Origin of the sequence: Streptomyces sp. NPDC005955, assembly GCF_042871255.1 — a bacterium.
Lineage (GTDB): Bacteria > Actinomycetota > Actinomycetes > Streptomycetales > Streptomycetaceae > Streptomyces.
The window spans coordinates 33,826-51,294 of the sequence record NZ_JBIAIF010000021.1 but is presented as its reverse complement, the minus strand read 5'-3'; the positions used below and the strand labels follow the sequence as shown (position 1 = coordinate 51,294).

Here is a 17,469-nt window from a genome sequence, read left to right as displayed (position 1 = left end):
CCCGACGGCCGGTGGGACGGCGCCGGAGCGCGCAACCGGACGGCCCTTGCCGGGGCCGGGGGATCAGGGCCGGGGGAGCCGGGGCCGGGGGGAGCGGACTCCGTCCGCGGCGGCCGCACGTTTCCAGTAGCCCGTGAAGTCGATCGCGGACCGGGGCAGCTGACGGTCGTGGACGAGGTGCCGGCGGATCTGCTGGACCGCCGACTGTTCGCCGGCCAGCCACGCGAACCACGCGCCGTCCGCCCAGGCCATCGCGCGAACGGCTGTCAGCAGCGCGCCGGGGCGCGCCGCAGCGGACGGGCCCCGGGGGAGCCAGGTGACGTCGACTCCTGCGGGACCGTGCAACTCCTGTACATGGGTGACGTGTTCGACGTCGATGAACACGTGCCCGCGGGCGTCGTCGGGAAGTTCCTCCAGTAGCCGTGCGATCGCGGGAACCGCCGTGTCGTCGCCGGCGACCAGCAGCCGGTCCGCGCCGACGGGGACCCCTCGGGTCGTGCCGGGACCGGCGATGTGCATCCGGTCTCCCGGTACCACCGCACGAGCCCAGTTCGAGGCGACCCCGTCACCGTGGAGCACGACGTCGACGTCCAGTTCACGCCCGCGCGGGTCGTAGCGGCGCACCGTGTAGGCCCGGGCGATCGGCCGGCGTCCTTCGGCGAACGTCACCCGTCCGTCCTCGATGAGCGGCAGCACGGGCTCGCGCTCACCCGGATACGGGAACAGCAGCCGGATGTCGTCGTCGAAACCCGGCGACGCGAACGCCGGCCACCCGGTCCCGTCCGCGGAGGTGAACGCCCCCAGCTGGTCACCGGTCAAGGTCACGCGTCGCGTTCCTGCCGTGACGTCGACCGTCCGGGCGACGACCAGTTCCCGCAGGGCCACGGGGAACACGACCAGCGGGCGCACGGGGACGGACACGGAAGGACTCCTTGAGGAGAGGGGGACATGGCCTTGGGATCAGGGCGTCAGATCGCCACCGGAGCCACACAGGTAAGGCTAACCTTGCTTTTCGGCCAGCAGTTATCCTGAGGTGCACGATCTATGGACTGACGGAACGGCGGAACGACGGACGGTGGGGACCATGGGTGACACGGCCACGCGCGCTCGGCTCCCGGTCGCCCTGACTCCGCAGGTGCCGGCCGCCCGGGCGAGCTCACCGGGGAACGCGCGCGAGCCGTCCCTGCTGTGGATGCACACGGGGACCGCCCGCGTGCGGACGGCGACGGAACGGCATCGCCTCACGACCGGCGAGGGCGTCTGGTTGCCCGCCGGCGTCCCCTACGAGGTGGAGGTCGACGCCGGCTCCGTCGCGGTTCCGATCTTCCCCGCCGCCCGGTCCCGGCCGCACATGATCGCTCGTCCGCTCCGCGTCGACTTCCCGGACGACTGGTCCGACTGGCTCACCTACCAGTTCGCCCGCAGCCTCGGCTATCTGCGCGGTACCGCGGACGACAGCGGGGTGCTCGACCTCGTGGCCAACGCCCGCCCGGCCGACCCGGCGCACGACGGCCGCAGCCCGTTGCCCGCCCCACCCCTGCCCGCCTCGCCCGAAGCCCTCGCCGTCGCGCGGACGCTGCTCCGGAACCCGAGCCACGGCGCCGGCATCGACGCACTGGCGGATGCGGTCAGCATCGGCGTCCGAACGCTCCAGCAGCAGTTCCTCAACGAGACGGGACGCTCGTTCGCCCGGTGGCGCACCGCCGCCCGGGTCGCCGCCGCGGCGGGCTACCTCGACCTCGGCCACGACATCGGCTGGACCGGCAGACAGGTCGGGTTCGCCACCCCCGCGGGATTCACCAAGGCCTTCCGCGCGCACTGCGGTGTCACGCCCCGCGCCTACACGGAACAGCACCGCAGAGGACCGACCGGAATCCGGCGCCTCCCCCACCCCCTCGACGTGCAGATGGACGCCCGCACGCACCCGGCAGCGGACGGCACGGCGATCGGGAAGCCCCCCTCGATCCCGGCGTCACGGACCTGGAACCGGATCAGCGACTTCCATGTGCTCGTCTGGGCCCACCGCGGAACCGCACGGCTCGTCGTCGGGGGCCGCAAGCACCGGCTGCGGCAGGGCGAGGCCGCCTGGCTCCCGGCCGGAGTGCCCAACAGCGTCACGCTCCCGCGCGGTGCGCTCCTGCTCCCGCTCGGCTCCCGTCCGGGGGGTTCGGCGGCCCTCCCTTCGGACTTCCTCATCAGGAGCTTCCCCCCGCAGGCCGAGCACCGACTCCTGCACACCGTCGTCGCCAACTACAGCTTCGTCCGCCCCGAGGGACACGACCCGAACGACATCACGCGCCGCTTCCTCGAACCCTTCGCCGCGCCGCCCCCGCCCACCGGGGTCGGCGGACCGGTCACCCCGGCCGTCGCCCGGATCATCGAGGAGGTCCGACGCGAACCCGCGGGTCGACGCACGCTCGCCCGGTGGGGCACCGAACTCGGGGTGGACGCCAAGACCCTCGGTCACGACTTCGTCGCCGCCACCGGTCAGACCTACGTGCAGTGGCGGGCCCAACTCCGCATGACCCTGGCCCGCCAGTACCTCGAAGAGGGCATGACGGTCGGCCGGGCCGCCCGGGCACTCGGCTACGCGGACTCCTCCGCCTTCACCCGGGTCTTCACCCGCGCCCACGGGATGTCACCCCGCGCGTACCAACGCAACGGCTGGCAGCACACCGACGAAGGACTCATCCTCCGTTAGGCCCACCGAGACCACGGGCGCCGCCGCCCTGCGTTCTTCCCCGCACGGCGCACGAGGCCCATACTGCGCAGGGTGGCGACCTACGACAGCATCGGTGTGACCTACGCAGACACTCGACGACCGGACCCGCGCATCGCCGCCAGAATCCATCGAGCCCTCGGCGATGCCGCCACGGTGATCAATGTGGGAGCCGGCGCCGGCTCCTACGAACCGTCCCGCACGGTGCTGGCCGTGGAACCCAGCTCGGTGATGATCGCCCAGCGTCCGGCCGGGTCCGCGCGGGCCCTGGAAGCCTCCGCGGAGTCGATCCCCGTTCCTGACGACTCGGCCGATGCGGCGATGGCCGTGCTGACCGTGCACCACTGGAGCGACCTGGAAGCCGGTATCGCGGAACTCCGCCGGATCGCCCGGCAACGGATCGTCGTCTTCACCTTCGACCACGACGTCAGCCGCAGCTTCTGGCTGTCGCAGGAGTACCTGCCCGAGGCGGCCGCGGTGGACGAGGTGCGAGCGGTCGCGGTCGACCGTCTGGTGACGCTGCTGGGGGGCGCCCGTGTCGAGACCGTGCCCGTTCCGCACGACTGCACCGACGGATTCCTGGCCGCCTTCTGGCGCCGACCCGAGGCCTACCTCGACCCGCAGGTCCGGGCGGGCATGTCGATGCTCGCCCAGACCCGGGAGGACGTCCTCCAGCCGGGGTTGACCCGGCTCGCCGAGGACCTGTCCTCCGGCCGGTGGCACCGACGCCATGCCGATCTGCTCGACCGCGAAGAACTCGACGTCGGCTACCGCCTCCTCGTGGCCGACCTCTAGGACCGCGTGCCCCACGCCCCACGGCCCGCGCCCCTCGGCCTGAGGGGTCGTCATCCGCACCTCCCGGCGTCCGCAGGTCCGTCCGTGTCGAGGAACCAGTGGGCGCGGAGGGCCACCGGCAGGCCGATGGGGTGCTGCGGGTCGGTGAGGCTGCGGAACAGGAACTCCGTGGCCGTACAGGCGAACCGCTGTCCCGCCACGGGTCCGGCCTCGGTGGCGTAGACGGGCCACCGGTCGGGGTCGGGGCCCTCGGTGATCCAGAAGAACGACTGCTCGTGCTCGTTGCCCATCCACGGCACCAGTCCGCCCGGGGCGGGGAAGGGCGGATACGGTTCCCAGGACGCCTGGCCGTACCCCGCTCCCCACTGGGTCCTCCTGATCAGGTCGTCCGGCATGAACACCTGGTGGAAGTCGGAGAACAGGCCCTCGCCGAACGTCTCCACGAGCTTCTTGTAGTCGCTCGGCAGCGACGTTCCCAGTGACGATTCGACTGCGGGCCAGTCAACCGTCCCCGCCGTCCTCGGTTCCCAGCCGGTCACGGCGACGAGCCGTTCCAACCAGGAGAGCCCTGCGGGCAGTTGCTCCGCGTCCGGTGTGCTGCGCGGGGCGATCACCAGAACGGGTGCACCGCCCGTGCCGTGGCCGGTCCGGCCGAAGGCGACCCATCGGTTGCTGAACGGCCAGGCGAACGTCCAGTCGACCCGCCCCGAGCCGGGGAGGGGCGGCAGCCGGTCGGTGCCGGCCAAGGGCGCGCCGTACCGCGCGGAGAGCTCCGCGACGAGCTCGCCCGAGTCAACGTCCCCGGAGACGGAGAGACAGGTATGGCCCGGTGAGTGCCCGGGCTCCCGACAGGTGAGGTCGCGCACGTCAGGCCACAGGGCCGTGAACACGTCGGCCAGAAGCTGGTGATCGCTCATGTCGTCGAGTCAAGCAGCCGCCACTGACGGTGGAGCCCGCCGAAGTCGCGCCGTCCTCCCGGTCGGACGACCAGCTGTAGGTGCCACCCGTCGCCCCCTATGCATTGCGTATGAGATACGCAATAGTTGGTGATGTCTGAGACGAAGGAGAAACATGCGACTACGCGCGTTATTCGTTGCCCTGCTGACCGCGGTGATGGTGGGCGGCGTACTGGCACCCACCTCGTCCGCCGACACCGTGTCGCCGACATCGGCCCCGGTGCTGCGCTTCCTCAGCTACAACATCTGCGGCAACCACGACACCACGGCCGACTGCTCCCTCACGGACGAGGTGAAGCAGCGGTCCGCGGAGGTCGTCCGGCAGACCACCGAATGGGACTCCGACATCGTCTTCCTCCAGGAGGTCTGTAGGTCCCAGTTCAACGAGCTGACGACACGGCTCACGAGCCACGGCTACCAGGGCGTCTTCGAGCCCATGATCACCCCCGCTCAGGACGGCAGCGGGGACCTGTGCAAGTACGACCCGCCCGGGGGCCCCGCCGTCGCCGAGAACGACTACGGCATCGCGATCTTCGCCAAGGGGTCGGCCACCGCCCTGCCCGCCCTCCACCTGTACTCGCCCGGCAAGGACAGCCGGTGGAAGGCGCCCTGCATCGAGACCTCGCTCCAGGGCCGGAAGGCCCGGGCCTGTTCCGTCCACCTGACCCACAACGACCGGACCGAGCGGATCGAGCAGGCCAGGAGGCTCGCCGAGGGGGTCCAGCCCTGGATCGACCAGGACATCCCGGTGGTGCTCGGCGGGGACTTCAACGCCCAGCACATGATCCCGGACCCGAACCCCACGAAGCCGCCGGGGTCGATGATCGTCGAGCCGCGCCTCGCCCCCCTGGCGGCTCCCCTCAGCCACCTCTACAGCCACTCCGGCGGGGCCGGGAAGTTCATCGAGGTGGACGAGACCGACGCCTCGCGCAACACCCCGGAATGCCTGGCCCTCGCGCCGCCCCCCGGTCGCTGCCGCTCCGGTGAACCCACCCTGCGCGCGGACCCCGTCATCGGGCGCGTGGAGGCCAAGTACGACTACATCTTCCTGAGCGAGGCGCACTTCAAGAACGTGGCGGCCGACGCCATGCCCCGGCACGCCGGGGTCTCCGACCACTACGCCCTGCGCGGCGCCGCCACCTGGAACCACTGCAACAACCCCGACGACGGCCGGGCCGACCTGCTGCGCCGCGGTCTCGACGGCGATCTGTACCGGCACTTCGGCCGGACCGACAACAAGATCCAGTCCCTGTACTGCAAGGTAGGCGCTCACTGGAACGCCAACTGGGGCGCGCTGCGACACATCGCGCGGGCCGGCGACGCGGACCGGGACGGCGACGAGGACCTGTACGGGATCGACGCCAGCGGCAACCTCCTCCTCCACCCCGGGCACGCGACCGAGCTGTTCTTCATCGCGCCGCAGGTCGTCAAGCAGGGCCTCGGCAGTGCGAGCCTGCTGGACGTGAGTCCGGACCTGGACGGGGACGGCCGCGCCGAACTGCTGGTCAGGACCGGAAACGTGCTGCAACGGATGCCCATCGAACCCGACGGCGGCATCGGTACGCCGGTGACCGTCGTGGCGGACTCCGACGGCCCCTGGGGGGACTACACCACGATCCTGGCCCCGGGCAACGTCGCGGGCGGCGCCAGCCCCGACCTGGTGGTCCGCAAGCCGTCGGGCACGACCTCGGGCGATGAACTCTTCCTCCTGGAGGGCAACGGGGACGGCACCTTCCAGCCCCGGGTCAGGATCGGCTGGGGCTGGCAGATCTACAACGCCGTCGTTTCCCCAGGCGACATGAACGGCGACGGCAAGCCCGACCTCCTGGCTCGCAAGCCCAACGGAGATCTCTTCCTGTACCCCGGAACCGGCGACCGCACGACCCCGTTCGCCAACCCGCCGACGACCGGTGACCCCCGGGCCGGCTGGGGCTTCCCGGAGAACGACCTGCTCCTCTGACACCCCGGCCCACGGACGAGCCGCGGCACGCGCAACCGCGTGCGGGGCCCGTCCGTGGTGCCGCCCCGGACGGCCGGGGGCGATCCGCTGCACCGGACGGGCGCCGAGCCGGTGCGTTCACGGCCGGCTGCCGTTGCGCGCCCCCACGTCGAGGACGGCCTTGCCCAGGACACGACGGGCGAGGAGTGCTTCGGCCGCCTCCCCCGCGTGTTCCCAGGAGCCGCGCCAACCGATCTGCGGATCGAGCGCCCCGTCTTCGAGGCGGCCCACGAGGTGGGCGAGGTCCGGGCCGAAACCCGGGTCGAAGCCGGGATCGCCGACCATGAAGGATTCGATCCGCTTGCGCAGACCGCTCAGTCGCTCCTGCTCGAAGTCGATGGTGGTCGGCTCGCGCGAGGCCATTCCGATGCTCTGGACGCAGCCCCCGTCCTCCAGGAGGGCGAACGCTTCGGCCAGTTGGGTACCGCCCACGTTGTCCAGCACTCCGAAGACGGGTGCGGTGACGTTCTGCGGGCCGATGACGATCTCGTCGGCGCCGAGCTCGCTCAGTCCCTCACCCCGGGCCGGGCTGCCCACCGAGGCGATGACGTGTGCGCCGGCGTGGGCGGCGAGTTGCACCGCGAAGCGCCCGACACCGCCCGAGGCGCCCGTGATGAGGACCCGCCGGCCCAGCACCGGACCGAGTCGCCGCAGCGCCCGCAACGCGGTGACGCCCGCGGCCGGAAGCGCGCTCGCGGCGGCGAGGTCGACGGAGTCGGGCACGACGGCGAGGTCCGCGACGTTGGCGGCGCGTCGCTCGGCCCAGGCCCCCGCCGCCCACCCGAAGGTCACGACACGTGCGCCGGTGGGCGGACCGGAGCCGTCATCGGCGGCCTTGATGACGACGCCCGCCGCGTCCGTCCCCAGGACGCTGCCCGGTCGTGCGCGAGCGGACTTGAAGGCGAGTTCCCCGAAGTTGAGCGAGACCGCGTGCACCTCGATCAGGGCTTGCGCGGCCTGCGGCACCGGCTCGGGAACGGTGCGGAGACGGAGACCTGCGGGTGCCTCCGGGGCATAGGTCAAAGCGTGCATGCTGCTCCTCATGAGGGGGCCGAGTGCGGTGCGGGCGCGCCGGGCGGGGTGCACGGGCCGGAGCGGCAGGTCAGCGTGGCGGCGTCCGGGGAACGGAACGCAGGTGGCGGGAACGCCGGTGCCCTGCTCGGTCCTTCGTGATCCATCCTGGAAGCACCCGCGCCCTCTGTCCAAGAGGTGTTCTCATAACCATCGGTCATGGACGGCCACGGCCACGGCCGCAGTCCGTGCGACTGCGTCGCGTTCGTCCAGGAGCCCGGCCCCCGCCGAGCCGCGGGCGACCACTGCCCGGAGGGTGCCGGAACCTCTGACGCCCCCCGGGGGTGCCCGCGTTCAGAGCAGGCCGTGGTCGCGGGCGTACAGGGCGGCTTGGGTGCGGTCGCGCAGTTGGAGGCGGCTGAGGATGCGGGAGACGTGGTTCTTGACGGTTCCCTCGCTGAGGAAGAGCCGGGAGGCGATCTCCCGGTTGGTCGAGCCGCTGGCGATGAGGCGCAGCACGTGCACCTCGCGTTCGGTCAGGGTCCCGGCGGGCACCACAGGAGCGCGCGTCACCGGGGCCACGGTGAGCCCGGCCAGCACCGAGGCGTCCAACGGGGCCACCCCGGCACGGGCGAGACGGACGGAGCGGGCGAGTTCGGCGGAGGGCAGGTTCTTGAGCAGGTACCCGACGGCTCCCGCCCCGAGCGCGCGGGCGACGTAGTCCCGGTCGTCGAAGGTGGTCAGCATGACGACCCGGCAGGAGGGCACCCGCGCGGTGAGCGCGACGGTGGTCTCGATGCCGTCCATGCCCGGCATCCGCACATCGACCAGAGCGACGTCCGGCCGGTGCGTGACGGCGGCCTCGACGGCCCGGGGCCCGTCGCCGGCGGTGGCCACGACGGTGACGCCCGGCTGGACGCCCAGCAAGGAGGCGATCCCCTCCCGGACGAGTTCCTGGTCGTCGACGACCAGGACCCGCACCACATCGACCGCGTCCCCGTCCCCGACGGGCGGCTCCCCGGGGAGCCCGGAGCCGCTCACCCGGTGCTCCCCGGAGCGGAAGGGCGACGCGGGACCGTGACGGTGACCACCGCGCCCCGGTCCGGACGACCGTCGATGTCCACGCGCCCGCCCAGGAGTTCGACCCGTTCGCGCATGCCGCGGATGCCGGAACCCGTACGGTCCGGCTGCGCGTCCTCGGCGGTGGGGAAGCCCCGGCCGTTGTCGGTGACGGTCAGCCGGGCCGTGGACTCACCGTAGGCGGCCGTGACGTCGATACGGGTCGCCCGCCCGTGCCGCCAGGCGTTGGTGAACGCCTCCTGGGCGGACCGGTACAGGGCGGTCAGCGATCCGGCGTCGAACCCGGCCTCGTCACCGGTGGTGCGCAGGGTCACGGTGAGGCGGTCGTCACCGAGGTGGCGGACCAGGTCGGCGAGCGCACGGTTCAAGGAGAAGGGCCGGGCCTCCCGCAGTGCTCCGACGGACTGACGGACCTCCGTGAGCGCCCGTCCCGCCGACCAACGGGCGTCCGCCACCGCCTTGGCCGATGCCTGCGGGTCCCGTGTCCGGAAGACCTCCGCCTTCTCCAACTGCACGGCGATCGCGGTGAGATGGTGACCGAGACTGTCGTGGATCTCCCGGGCGACCCGGTTGCGCTCGTCGGCCGTGGACAACTCCGCCACCCGCAGCGCGTACCGGGACAGCCGCTCGTGCGAGCCCGCCAGTTCGGCCAGGACGCCTTCCAGCCGTTCCCGCCCCTGCTGCTCCCGTACCGCTACGGAGGCCATCGACAGGGCCAGCGCCAGCCCCAGGCCGAGCATCAACAGATCGGAGACGTACTCGGCCCGCATCCACCACCGGGGCACCCCCACCGCGTAGCCGACGATCAGCAGGGCGACGCACCCCGCACCGGAGACCAGCCCGGCCCGCCGGCCGAGGGCGAGGCGGGCGGTGAAGGGCACCAGGACGAACAGGGCCCGGGAGACGCCCGAGCCGTCCAGCACGGCGACCACCGCGAACAGCACGAGACGGAAGGCCAGGAGGGTCCCCGCGGTCCGGGCGGGGGCGCCGCTCGGCCAGCGCCGCCGTTCCACGGCTTCGAGGGCGAGCAGCAGGACCAGTCCCGCCACGAAGCCCGCGGTGCGTCCCGCGTCCACGGGCCCGGGGGAAACGGCGGTGTGGTAGGTCCCGCCGGCGAGGACCACCCCGTACAGCACGGGCGCGATCCACGGCACGGCGGTCGGTGGCGCGGCCATGCGTTCCCCCTCCGGTCGCTGCTGCTGCGGACGTTACGGGACCGCTGCCGTCGGGCGCGCGGTTCCGTTCCCCCTGTGGCCACGGGTCATGTGCCGATCGGCAGGGGGTGGCCACCGCGGGGGTGCCGGAAGCCGGGGGAGGGGTGGCCGCACGACACTCCTCGGCGACCCGCCCCGCGGCCTACGTTCTGCCGGGAACCGGGTCCCCGCGCATCGGCGCACGGCCCGACCGACCGAAGGAGCCCCGCACCCATGTCCCGTAGGAAGCACCGGCGCCGTCTCCTCGCCCTCGCCCCCGCGCTGCTCGTGGCCGGCCTCCTGCCCGCGGCCGGAGCGAACGCCACGGGCGCCGGCTGCCCGGCGCACCGACTGCGCGTCCCCGGCGCCGAGCGCGTGCTCGGCCACTGCCCCGACGACCTGACCACCGCCGGCCTCCTCCCGCTCGGCCTCACCAACCCGGCCGACTACCAAGGGCTCCAGGCGTCCCGCACCGTCAACCCCGCGCACGTGCCCGGCGTCCAGCTCGACGGCTACTTCCCCGACACCTCCACCACCAACACCAACCACGGCTGGAACCACGACGGCCAGTTCGTGATCCGGCTCCCGCAACGCTGGAACGGCGGCCTGGTCGTCGCGGGCCCGCCCGGAACCCGCCGCCAGTACGCGAACGACCGGATCATCAGCGACCAGGTGCTGGCGCGGGGCTTCGCGTACGCCGCCACCGACAAGGGCAACACCGGTCCCGAACTGCACCGGGACGGCACCGAGCCGGGCGACGCGATCATGGAGTGGCACCACCGGCTCACCCAACTGACGCGCGCCGCCCGGAAGGTGGCCGCCGAGCACTACGGCCGCCCGCCCGGACGCACGTACGCCGCCGGTCTCTCCGCCGGCGGGTACCTGGTCCGCTGGCAGATCGAGCACTTCCCGCGCCTCTACACCGGCGGCATCGACTGGAACGGTCTGGTCTTCACCCGGGACGCGCCCAACCTGCTGACCCATCTGCCCCCCGCCCTGCGGGCCTACCCCCGCTGGGAGCGCAACGAGCCCGGCGCGGCCGAGGCCATGTACGCCGCCGGGTACCCCGAGGGCTCCGAAGCCCTCTGGAAGGCCCACTACCTGACCCAGTGGGACACGCTGCAACGCGCCGTCCGGGAGGAGGTCGACCCCGAGTACGACGGCCCCGTCCAGGGGGGCACGCCGTTCTGCCCGGAGGGGACCGGCGCGGGCTGCGACACCGACTACGACTACGGCGCCCGGCCCGACGGCGTCCACGACACGGTGGAGCGGATCTCGCTGTCCGGCCGCATCACCCGGCCGCTGATCACCGTCCAGGGCACCCTCGACGCCCTGGTGCCGATCACCCGGACCGGCGACCTGTACGGCCGGATGGTCAGCGAATCCGGTCGCGGCGCCCTGCACCGGTACTACCGGATCCAGGACGGCACCCACGCCGACGGTTACCACGACCTCGCGCCCGGGACCGTCCGGCCGATGCAGCCCTGCTTCACCGCGGCCTTCGACGCGCTGGTCGCATGGACCACCCGCGGCGTCACCCCGCCGCCCAGCCGTACCGTCCCCCGGCCCGCCGACGGCACGACCACCGACTGCACCCCCTGACACCGTCACCGCCCCCGCGGTACCGATCCGCCGCGCAGGTGACGAGGGTCGTTCCGGTCGGCGGGTCCGCGATAACTTTCCTCCGAACTCGTCGCGGACCGCCGGGAACTAAGCACGGGGGCGTCGCGACTCCTTAGACATGGCACTTGATGAGAGGGCCGAGGGTTGGCAGCGGGACGACACGATGGTGTTCATCTGCCAGCAGTGCCGTCCCGAAGCCGGGCAGCAGTGGGTGCGCGAAACCCGCCGACGCCTGTACGGGTCGGTGGCGAAGGACACCCTGACGGTCACCGTGTCGGGCTGCGTGCGCACCTGCCCCGAAGACGGGGTGGCCGTCGTCCTCGCCGGCCCGCACGGCAGGTGCCGCCAGTGGTCCGTGCCACCGAACGCGTCGGACGCCGTCCGCATCCTGCGCGGTCACCTCTCACCTCGGCCCACGGCGACCGCCCGTGCCCACCAGGGCGGTGAACGATGAGCGCCCGCCGTACGTCCGCACCGCAGCCACCGGCAGAACCACGGTTACGTCCGATCCCCCGGGAGGAGCGTGTCCATGACTGAGTCCTACACGATGCTCCTGCGCACCCCCCAAGTCCCCGCCGTGCTCGGGGCCGGCGCCCTGGCACGACTGCCGGTGGGCATGTACGGGCTCGGACTGCTCTTCCTGGCGCACGAAACGACGGGATCGCTCGGCGCGGCCGGCGCGGTCGGGGCCGCCGCAGGAGCCGGGTACGCCGTCGTCGGCCCCGCCTTCGGGAGGGCGGCCGACCGCCACGGCCCGGTGCGCCCCCTGCTGGTCGCCACGGCGGTCAACGCCTGCGCCTTCGGGGTCTGCCTCACGGTGGCCGCCCTGACCCCGTCGGTGTGGATGCTCGGCGCAGCCGCCTTCCTCGTGGGAGCGTCGATCCCCCCGGTCGCCTCCTGTCAACGCGCGCTGTGGCCCAAGCTGCTCGACGAACGGCGGCGGGAGACCGCGCTCGCCCTGGACTCCCTCCAACTGGACGCCTTCCTCATCCTCGGCCCGCTGCTGGTGACCGCGCTGTCCGCGGTGGCCGGCCCGGCCGTCGCGGTGGGCGTCACCGCCGTCCTCATCGCCGTCGGCACGGTCGTCTTCGCCGCCCTGCCCGCCTGCCGCACCGCCCGTCCCGCGGGCACCAAACGCGGCCTGGGCCCCCTGCGTTCGCCGGGGTTCCTGCTCCTGCTGGCCACGATCGCCGCCACCGGAGCGGCACTGGGCGTCGTACGCGTCTCCCTCATCGGCTTCGCCGACGCCTTCGGCGACGCCTCGTGGGGCGGGGTGCTGTACACGGCCATCGGCATCGGCAGCGCCCTGGGCGGACTCTGGTACGGCAGCCGCAGCTGGTCGGCACCGGTGGAACGCCGGTACGTGGTGCTGCTGGCCCTCTACGGGGCCTGCGTGCTGCCGCTGCTGGCCGGAACCGGCACCGCGCTCATGTTCGGGCTGGCGATCCTCACCGGGATCGCCCTGACCCCCGCGACCATCGGCGAGTTCGCCCTGATCGGCCGCTGCGCGCCCGCGGCCACCGTCACCGAGGCGTTCGCCTGGGCGACCACCGCGACCTTCGCCGGGAACGCCGCCGGCACCGGCGCGGGCGGCTGGCTCGTCCAACACGTCCACTGGAGGGCGGGCATCGCCGTCGCGGCGACGCTCCTCCTCATCGCAGCGGTCGCCGCCCTGTGGCGCATCGACCTGCTGCGCCCCCGAACTCCCTTGCCGTCGTGAGACGCGCGAGGGTGACACGACCGTCCGAGCAGGAGAGGAGGTGACCGACCATGGCGAAGATCAAGATCCAGGTCCGCTCCAAGAAGACCCGCGGCAACCTGCTGTCGAACCACCCGGCCTAATCGGCTGAGCGGCGGGGTGCGGGGCGATGCTGCCCATCGACCCGCACCCCGTCACCGGTGCCCCACACAGCCGCTCCAAGGAGAAACGGTATGAAGCTTCGCCGAACTCGCAGCCTCATCGGATATTGGCACGAAGGCGAATTCGTCCTTGAAGACTACCTGACCACCAAGTCCTCCGACGTGGAGGAGGACAACGCGGTCGTCATCGACGAGACGGCGTTGCTCCTGCTGCACCGCTTCGACGACTGGACGGACCCGGAATCCGTTCTGGACGCCCTGCCCGACTACGACCCGGAGTCCGTCCGGGAGGCCATCGGCGCGCTGGCGGAAGCCGGACTCCTGCACACACCGGAACAGGCCCAGCGGGAGGACCACCTCGCCGAGGAGTGGGCCAACTGGAACGAAGAGGCCCGCTTCTTCCACTTCGGCACCAAGGACGCCGTCTACATCGGCGACGACGACGAGCACCGCACCGCGGCCGCCGCCGTCGCACTGGAGAGCGGCCCGCCGCCCGCCGTCTTCAAGAGCTACCCCGACGCCCCCCGGGTGCGGTTGCCCCGGGCCTTCCTACCGCTGCGCCGGGACTTCGACGACGTACTGCTGGCCCGGCGCACCCACCGGGAGTTCACCGGTGACCCCGTCACGCTGCGGGAACTCGCGACGGTGCTGCACTACACCTTCGGCCCGATGTACTTCGTGGACGCCCGTGAGTACGGCACGCTCATGATGCGCACCAGCCCCGGCGGCGGAGCACGCCACGAGATAGAGGCGTACGTGGGCGTGCTCAACGTCGAGGGCGTGGCACCGGGCCTCTACCACTACAACGTGGAACAGCACGCGCTGGAACTGGTCGACCCCGACTTCACGGCCCAGGACGTGGACCGCCTCGGCTTCGGCCAGCAGATGGCGGTCACGGCGGGCTTCGTGACGTTCCTGACCGCGCTGGTGTCCCGGGCCGCCTACAAGTACCGTCACCCGCGCACCCTGCGGATGATCCTCCTGGACGCCGGGCACCTCGCGCAGACGTTCGCCCTCGTCAGCACGGCGACGGGCCTCGGTCCCTTCCAGACCGCCGCGTTCCGCGACAGCGAGGTCGAAGCCGCCCTCGGCATCGACGGCATCTCCGAGACCGCCCTCTACCTGATCGGTGCGGGACACCCGTCCGGTCCGGTCGACGGGCATCCGATCGACATGAGCGTCGCCGCCGCACCCCGCTGACTCACCGGCCGGCGCCGATCGCTGCGTCAGCGACCGGCCGGAGTACCACTCTTCACCAGAACGGACGGGTCGCAATGCCCAGGACGACCAGACCACTCACGACGGCCCTGGTGCTGACGGCACTGTGCCTGTCCGGGTGCGGAGAACCCGCGGGACGGGACCCCTCCGCGGCGTCCACCACGGACGCCAAGCCCTACGGGAAGCGCACGGTGGTGGACTGCACCGGGCACGAGTCGACCTTCCGGGCACCGCCGGCCCGGGTCGCCACCGTGACCTCCAGCGTCCTGGAGATGCTGCTCTCCCTCGGCCAGAAGAAGAGGATCGCGGGCGTCCAAGCCGTGGCCCCGGGGGCGTTCCCGCCCGAACTGGAGGACGACGCGAACGGGCTGCGCACCCTGTCGGGCGCGTACAAGCCGAAGTCCTACGCGCCCGTGCAGAAGGAGCAGTTGCTGAGCGTGGACCCCGACCTGGTCGTGGGCGGCTGGTCCTCGAACTTCGACGCGGGCCTCGGCGCGCTGAGCCAGGGACAGCTCGCCCAGCGGGGCATCAACGCGTACTACGCCTTCAGCACGGCCTGCGAGAAGGCGTCCAAGGACCCGGTCACCGACTTCGCCTCGGTCTACCGGGACCTGGACAACTACGGCCGGATCTTCGACGCGGAGCCCCGGGCCGACGCCCTCGCCTCCGGCATGCGCGAGCAGCTCGCCACGGTCCGGGACGCGGTGGGCCCGGCGGAACCGGTCAGCGTCTTCGGCTTCGAGTACGAGGAGGGCACCCAGACCCCCTACGCCGAGGGCAACCGGAACCTCGCCAACGCCGTGATCACCCAGGCGGGCGGCAAGAACATCTTCTCCGACGTGAACGACACCTACGAGAAGGTCAGTTGGGAGCAGGTCGCCGCCCGCAACCCCGAGGCGATCGCCATCGTCGTCTACGGCAAGGACACGAAGGCCCAGTTCGACGAGGTCGTGCGCAAGGCCGAACGGTTCCTCACCGGATTCGCTCCGCTGGACGACGTGACCGCGGTCAAGGAGCGCAACTTCATCCCGGTGACCTACGAGGAGTACGCCATCGGCAGCGTCCGCAACGCCGACGCGGTCGTCGACCTCGCACGGGGACTCCACCCCGGCCGCCTCGACTGATGTCCCGCACGAAGACCGAGCCGCCCACCGCCCCCGCCGGCCGGACCGCCCGTCGCCGGACGGGCTGGGCGATGACCGTACTCGTCCTGTGCGTGCCCCTGCTGTCCCTGCTCGCGCTCGTGGTCGGCTCCGTCTCCATCCCTGCGCCACAGGTCCTGGAGATCCTCGTCCACCGGGTCACCGGAGCGGGCGACCCGCACGGCTGGACGCTGGTGCAGGACGGCATCGTGTGGGACCTGCGACTGCCGCGCGTCCTGCTCGCCCTGCTGATCGGCGCCGCGCTGTCCGTCGTCGGAGTCGTCGCCCAGGCCCTGGTGCGCAATCCGCTCGCGGACCCCTACCTGCTGGGCACCTCCTCGGGGGCCGCGCTTGGCGCGGTCGCCTCGATCGTCCTGGGCGTCGCCCTCTTCGGCGGTGCCTCGACGGGCGTCGCGGGCTTCGTCGGCGCCCTGGCCGCCCTGCTCGCCATCTACGCCTTCGTGCGGCTGACCGGGGAGTTCTCGCCCACCAGGTTGCTGCTCGCCGGGGTGGTGGTGGGCGCGGGACTCTCCGGGATCACCAACTACCTCATCTTCCAGGCCCAGGACCCCGGCAAGACCAACTCGGCGCTCTTCTGGCTCCTCGGCAGCCTCGCCGGCGCCACCTGGACCCAACTCACCTTCCCCGCAGTGGCGTTGGTCATCGGCTTCGTCTACCTCATGTCGGGGGCCCGCCAACTCAATGCGATGCTCCTGGGCGACGAGACCTCCGCCAGCGTCGGCGTGGACCCGCAGCGCCTGCGCGTGACGCTCTTCGTCGTCGCCGCGCTGCTCACCGGGCTGACGGTGTCCCTGTGCGGGTCCATCGGGTTCGTGGGGCTGATCGTCCCCCACATCGCCCGGCTGCTGGTGGGCAACGACCACCACCGGCTCCTCCCGATGTCGGCCCTGCTGGGCGGACTGTTCCTGCTCGCGGTCGACATCGTGTGCCGTACCGTCATGGCCCCCCAGGAACTCCCGGTCGGCGTCATCACCAGTGTGATCGGCGCCCCGCTGTTCCTCTTCCTGATGGGGCGCCGCGGGGTCCGACTGGAAGGCTCGTGAGGATGGGCGACGGTGCGCTGGTCGTCGACGGGGTGTCGGTCTCCATCGGCTCCGTCCGGGTGGTGACGCGTGCCGCCCTGGAGGCCCCCGCGGGCACCCTGATCGGACTGATCGGGCCGAACGGCGCCGGGAAGTCCACCCTGATCCGGACGGTCTACCGGCACCTACGGCCGCAGAGCGGCGCGGTGCACGTCGACGACCAGGACGTCTGGTCGATGAAGCCGCGCTCCGCCGCACGACTGATCGCCGGCGTGCCGCAGGAGACCCGGGTGACCTTCGACGTCACCGTCGAGGAACTGGTGGCGGTGGGCCGGACCCCCCATCTGCGGCCGCTCCAGGCACTGGGCCGGGACGACCTCGAACGGGTCCGTGCCGCGATGCGGCGCACCGGCGTCGACCAACTGGCGGACCGCTCCGTGACCACGCTCTCCGGCGGCGAGCGCCAACGCGTCCTCCTCGCACGTGCGCTCGCCCAGGCGGCGACCGTCCTCGTCCTGGACGAGCCGACCAACCACCTGGACCTCGCGCACCAGGAGGAGCTGATGCGCATCGTCCGCCAGCAGGGACTCACCACGGTCATGGCCATGCACGACCTGAACCTCGCCGCCGAGTACTGCGACCGGCTCGTCGTCATGCGCGGGGGCAGGACCGTGCGGCACGGTGAACCGGCGCGGATCGTCACGCCCGAGATGCTGCGCACCGTGTTCGGAGTCGAGGCCGACGTCATCGACCACCCGCGCAGCGGCCGGCCGCACATCGTCCTCGCCGGCCGCAGTCCCGCACACGGTGAGACCTGAGCGGTCCTGGCC

General features: G+C 72.2%; 15 protein-coding genes. 10 read left to right on the top strand and 5 right to left on the bottom strand.

All coding sequences use genetic code 11. The annotated features are described in order from the left end of the window. Positions 1-63: 63 nt before the first annotated feature. Positions 64-921, bottom strand: a complete 858-nt coding sequence (locus tag ACFYOU_RS32180) for an SIP domain-containing protein (protein ID WP_391310689.1) — start codon at positions 919-921, stop codon at positions 64-66. Positions 922-1,084: 163 nt separating this feature from the next. Between ACFYOU_RS32180 and ACFYOU_RS32175 the strand changes: the two genes are divergently transcribed. Both ACFYOU_RS32175 and ACFYOU_RS32170 read left to right on the top strand, forming a co-directional pair. Beyond that, positions 1,085-2,701 carry a helix-turn-helix domain-containing protein gene (locus ACFYOU_RS32175; protein WP_391310687.1) on the top strand — a complete coding sequence of 539 codons (1,617 nt, stop codon included), beginning with the start codon at positions 1,085-1,087 and terminating at the stop codon, positions 2,699-2,701. Between the two features lie 72 nt (positions 2,702-2,773). After that, positions 2,774-3,514, top strand: a complete 741-nt coding sequence (locus tag ACFYOU_RS32170; protein WP_391310685.1) for a methyltransferase domain-containing protein — start codon at positions 2,774-2,776, stop codon at positions 3,512-3,514. 50 nt (positions 3,515-3,564) lie between these two features. Here ACFYOU_RS32170 and ACFYOU_RS32165 read toward each other — a convergent pair whose 3' ends face one another. Further along, the gene (locus ACFYOU_RS32165) at positions 3,565-4,431 is read right to left on the bottom strand and encodes a hypothetical protein (protein ID WP_391310683.1); all 867 of its coding nucleotides are present in this window, start codon (positions 4,429-4,431) and stop codon (positions 3,565-3,567) included. A 154-nt stretch (positions 4,432-4,585) separates the two neighbouring features. Here ACFYOU_RS32165 and ACFYOU_RS32160 point away from each other — a divergent pair, with 154 nt between their 5' ends. Beyond that, on the top strand, positions 4,586-6,430 hold the full coding sequence (locus ACFYOU_RS32160) for an endonuclease/exonuclease/phosphatase family protein (RefSeq protein ID WP_391310680.1): 1,845 nt from the start codon (positions 4,586-4,588) through the stop codon (positions 6,428-6,430). A gap of 117 nt (positions 6,431-6,547) precedes the next feature. Here ACFYOU_RS32160 and ACFYOU_RS32155 read toward each other — a convergent pair whose 3' ends face one another. From ACFYOU_RS32155 to ACFYOU_RS32145, 3 genes are all read right to left on the bottom strand, one after another. Continuing rightward, on the bottom strand, positions 6,548-7,501 hold the full coding sequence (locus tag ACFYOU_RS32155; RefSeq protein ID WP_391310678.1) for a zinc-binding dehydrogenase: 954 nt from the start codon (positions 7,499-7,501) through the stop codon (positions 6,548-6,550). Between the two features lie 333 nt (positions 7,502-7,834). Then, positions 7,835-8,521 carry a response regulator gene (locus tag ACFYOU_RS32150; RefSeq protein WP_391310676.1) on the bottom strand — a complete coding sequence of 229 codons (687 nt, stop codon included), beginning with the start codon at positions 8,519-8,521 and terminating at the stop codon, positions 7,835-7,837. Beyond that, on the bottom strand, positions 8,518-9,735 hold the full coding sequence (locus ACFYOU_RS32145; RefSeq protein WP_391310674.1) for a histidine kinase: 1,218 nt from the start codon (positions 9,733-9,735) through the stop codon (positions 8,518-8,520). Before ACFYOU_RS32145 ends, ACFYOU_RS32150 begins: the two co-directional genes overlap by 4 nt. Positions 9,736-9,987: 252 nt before the next feature. On the opposite strand from ACFYOU_RS32145, the gene ACFYOU_RS32140 reads away from it, so the two are divergent. The 7 genes from ACFYOU_RS32140 (at position 9,988) to ACFYOU_RS32110 (ending at position 17,457) form a co-directional block, all read left to right on the top strand. Next, positions 9,988-11,355 carry a tannase/feruloyl esterase family alpha/beta hydrolase gene (locus tag ACFYOU_RS32140; RefSeq protein ID WP_391310671.1) on the top strand — a complete coding sequence of 456 codons (1,368 nt, stop codon included), beginning with the start codon at positions 9,988-9,990 and terminating at the stop codon, positions 11,353-11,355. A 139-nt stretch (positions 11,356-11,494) separates the two neighbouring features. Further along, positions 11,495-11,830: a hypothetical protein gene (locus ACFYOU_RS32135; protein WP_391310669.1), complete on the top strand. Its 336-nt coding sequence runs from the start codon at positions 11,495-11,497 to the stop codon at positions 11,828-11,830. Positions 11,831-11,905: 75 nt separating this feature from the next. Beyond that, positions 11,906-13,096 carry an MFS transporter gene (locus tag ACFYOU_RS32130; protein WP_391310667.1) on the top strand — a complete coding sequence of 397 codons (1,191 nt, stop codon included), beginning with the start codon at positions 11,906-11,908 and terminating at the stop codon, positions 13,094-13,096. A gap of 212 nt (positions 13,097-13,308) precedes the next feature. Further along, entirely contained in the window at positions 13,309-14,436 is a 1,128-nt protein-coding gene (locus tag ACFYOU_RS32125; protein WP_391310664.1) for a SagB family peptide dehydrogenase, read from the top strand. A 74-nt stretch (positions 14,437-14,510) separates the two neighbouring features. Then, positions 14,511-15,578 carry an ABC transporter substrate-binding protein gene (locus ACFYOU_RS32120; protein ID WP_391310662.1) on the top strand — a complete coding sequence of 356 codons (1,068 nt, stop codon included), beginning with the start codon at positions 14,511-14,513 and terminating at the stop codon, positions 15,576-15,578. Then, positions 15,578-16,660 carry an iron chelate uptake ABC transporter family permease subunit gene (locus ACFYOU_RS32115; RefSeq protein ID WP_391310660.1) on the top strand — a complete coding sequence of 361 codons (1,083 nt, stop codon included), beginning with the start codon at positions 15,578-15,580 and terminating at the stop codon, positions 16,658-16,660. Before ACFYOU_RS32120 ends, ACFYOU_RS32115 begins: the two co-directional genes overlap by 1 nt. A gap of 2 nt (positions 16,661-16,662) precedes the next feature. Continuing rightward, a complete protein-coding gene (locus ACFYOU_RS32110; RefSeq protein ID WP_391310657.1) occupies positions 16,663-17,457 on the top strand; it encodes an ATP-binding cassette domain-containing protein in 795 nt (264 codons plus the stop codon). The last annotated feature ends 12 nt before the right edge of the window (positions 17,458-17,469 follow it).

What these genes read in the sequence shown, in the direction of transcription:
- ACFYOU_RS32145 (WP_391310674.1), bottom strand. Translation starts at nt 9,735, where the DNA reads ATGGCCGCGCCACCGACCGCCGTGCCGTGGATCGCGCCCGTGCTGTAC.
- ACFYOU_RS32135 (WP_391310669.1), top strand. Translation starts at nt 11,495, where the DNA reads ATGGCACTTGATGAGAGGGCCGAGGGTTGGCAGCGGGACGACACGATG.
- ACFYOU_RS32175 (WP_391310687.1), top strand. Translation starts at nt 1,085, where the DNA reads ATGGGTGACACGGCCACGCGCGCTCGGCTCCCGGTCGCCCTGACTCCG.
- ACFYOU_RS32130 (WP_391310667.1), top strand. Translation starts at nt 11,906, where the DNA reads ATGACTGAGTCCTACACGATGCTCCTGCGCACCCCCCAAGTCCCCGCC.
- ACFYOU_RS32140 (WP_391310671.1), top strand. Translation starts at nt 9,988, where the DNA reads ATGTCCCGTAGGAAGCACCGGCGCCGTCTCCTCGCCCTCGCCCCCGCG.
- ACFYOU_RS32125 (WP_391310664.1), top strand. Translation starts at nt 13,309, where the DNA reads ATGAAGCTTCGCCGAACTCGCAGCCTCATCGGATATTGGCACGAAGGC.
- ACFYOU_RS32155 (WP_391310678.1), bottom strand. Translation starts at nt 7,501, where the DNA reads ATGCACGCTTTGACCTATGCCCCGGAGGCACCCGCAGGTCTCCGTCTC.
- ACFYOU_RS32165 (WP_391310683.1), bottom strand. Translation starts at nt 4,431, where the DNA reads ATGAGCGATCACCAGCTTCTGGCCGACGTGTTCACGGCCCTGTGGCCT.
- ACFYOU_RS32120 (WP_391310662.1), top strand. Translation starts at nt 14,511, where the DNA reads ATGCCCAGGACGACCAGACCACTCACGACGGCCCTGGTGCTGACGGCA.
- ACFYOU_RS32160 (WP_391310680.1), top strand. Translation starts at nt 4,586, where the DNA reads ATGCGACTACGCGCGTTATTCGTTGCCCTGCTGACCGCGGTGATGGTG.
- ACFYOU_RS32115 (WP_391310660.1), top strand. Translation starts at nt 15,578, where the DNA reads ATGTCCCGCACGAAGACCGAGCCGCCCACCGCCCCCGCCGGCCGGACC.
- ACFYOU_RS32110 (WP_391310657.1), top strand. Translation starts at nt 16,663, where the DNA reads ATGGGCGACGGTGCGCTGGTCGTCGACGGGGTGTCGGTCTCCATCGGC.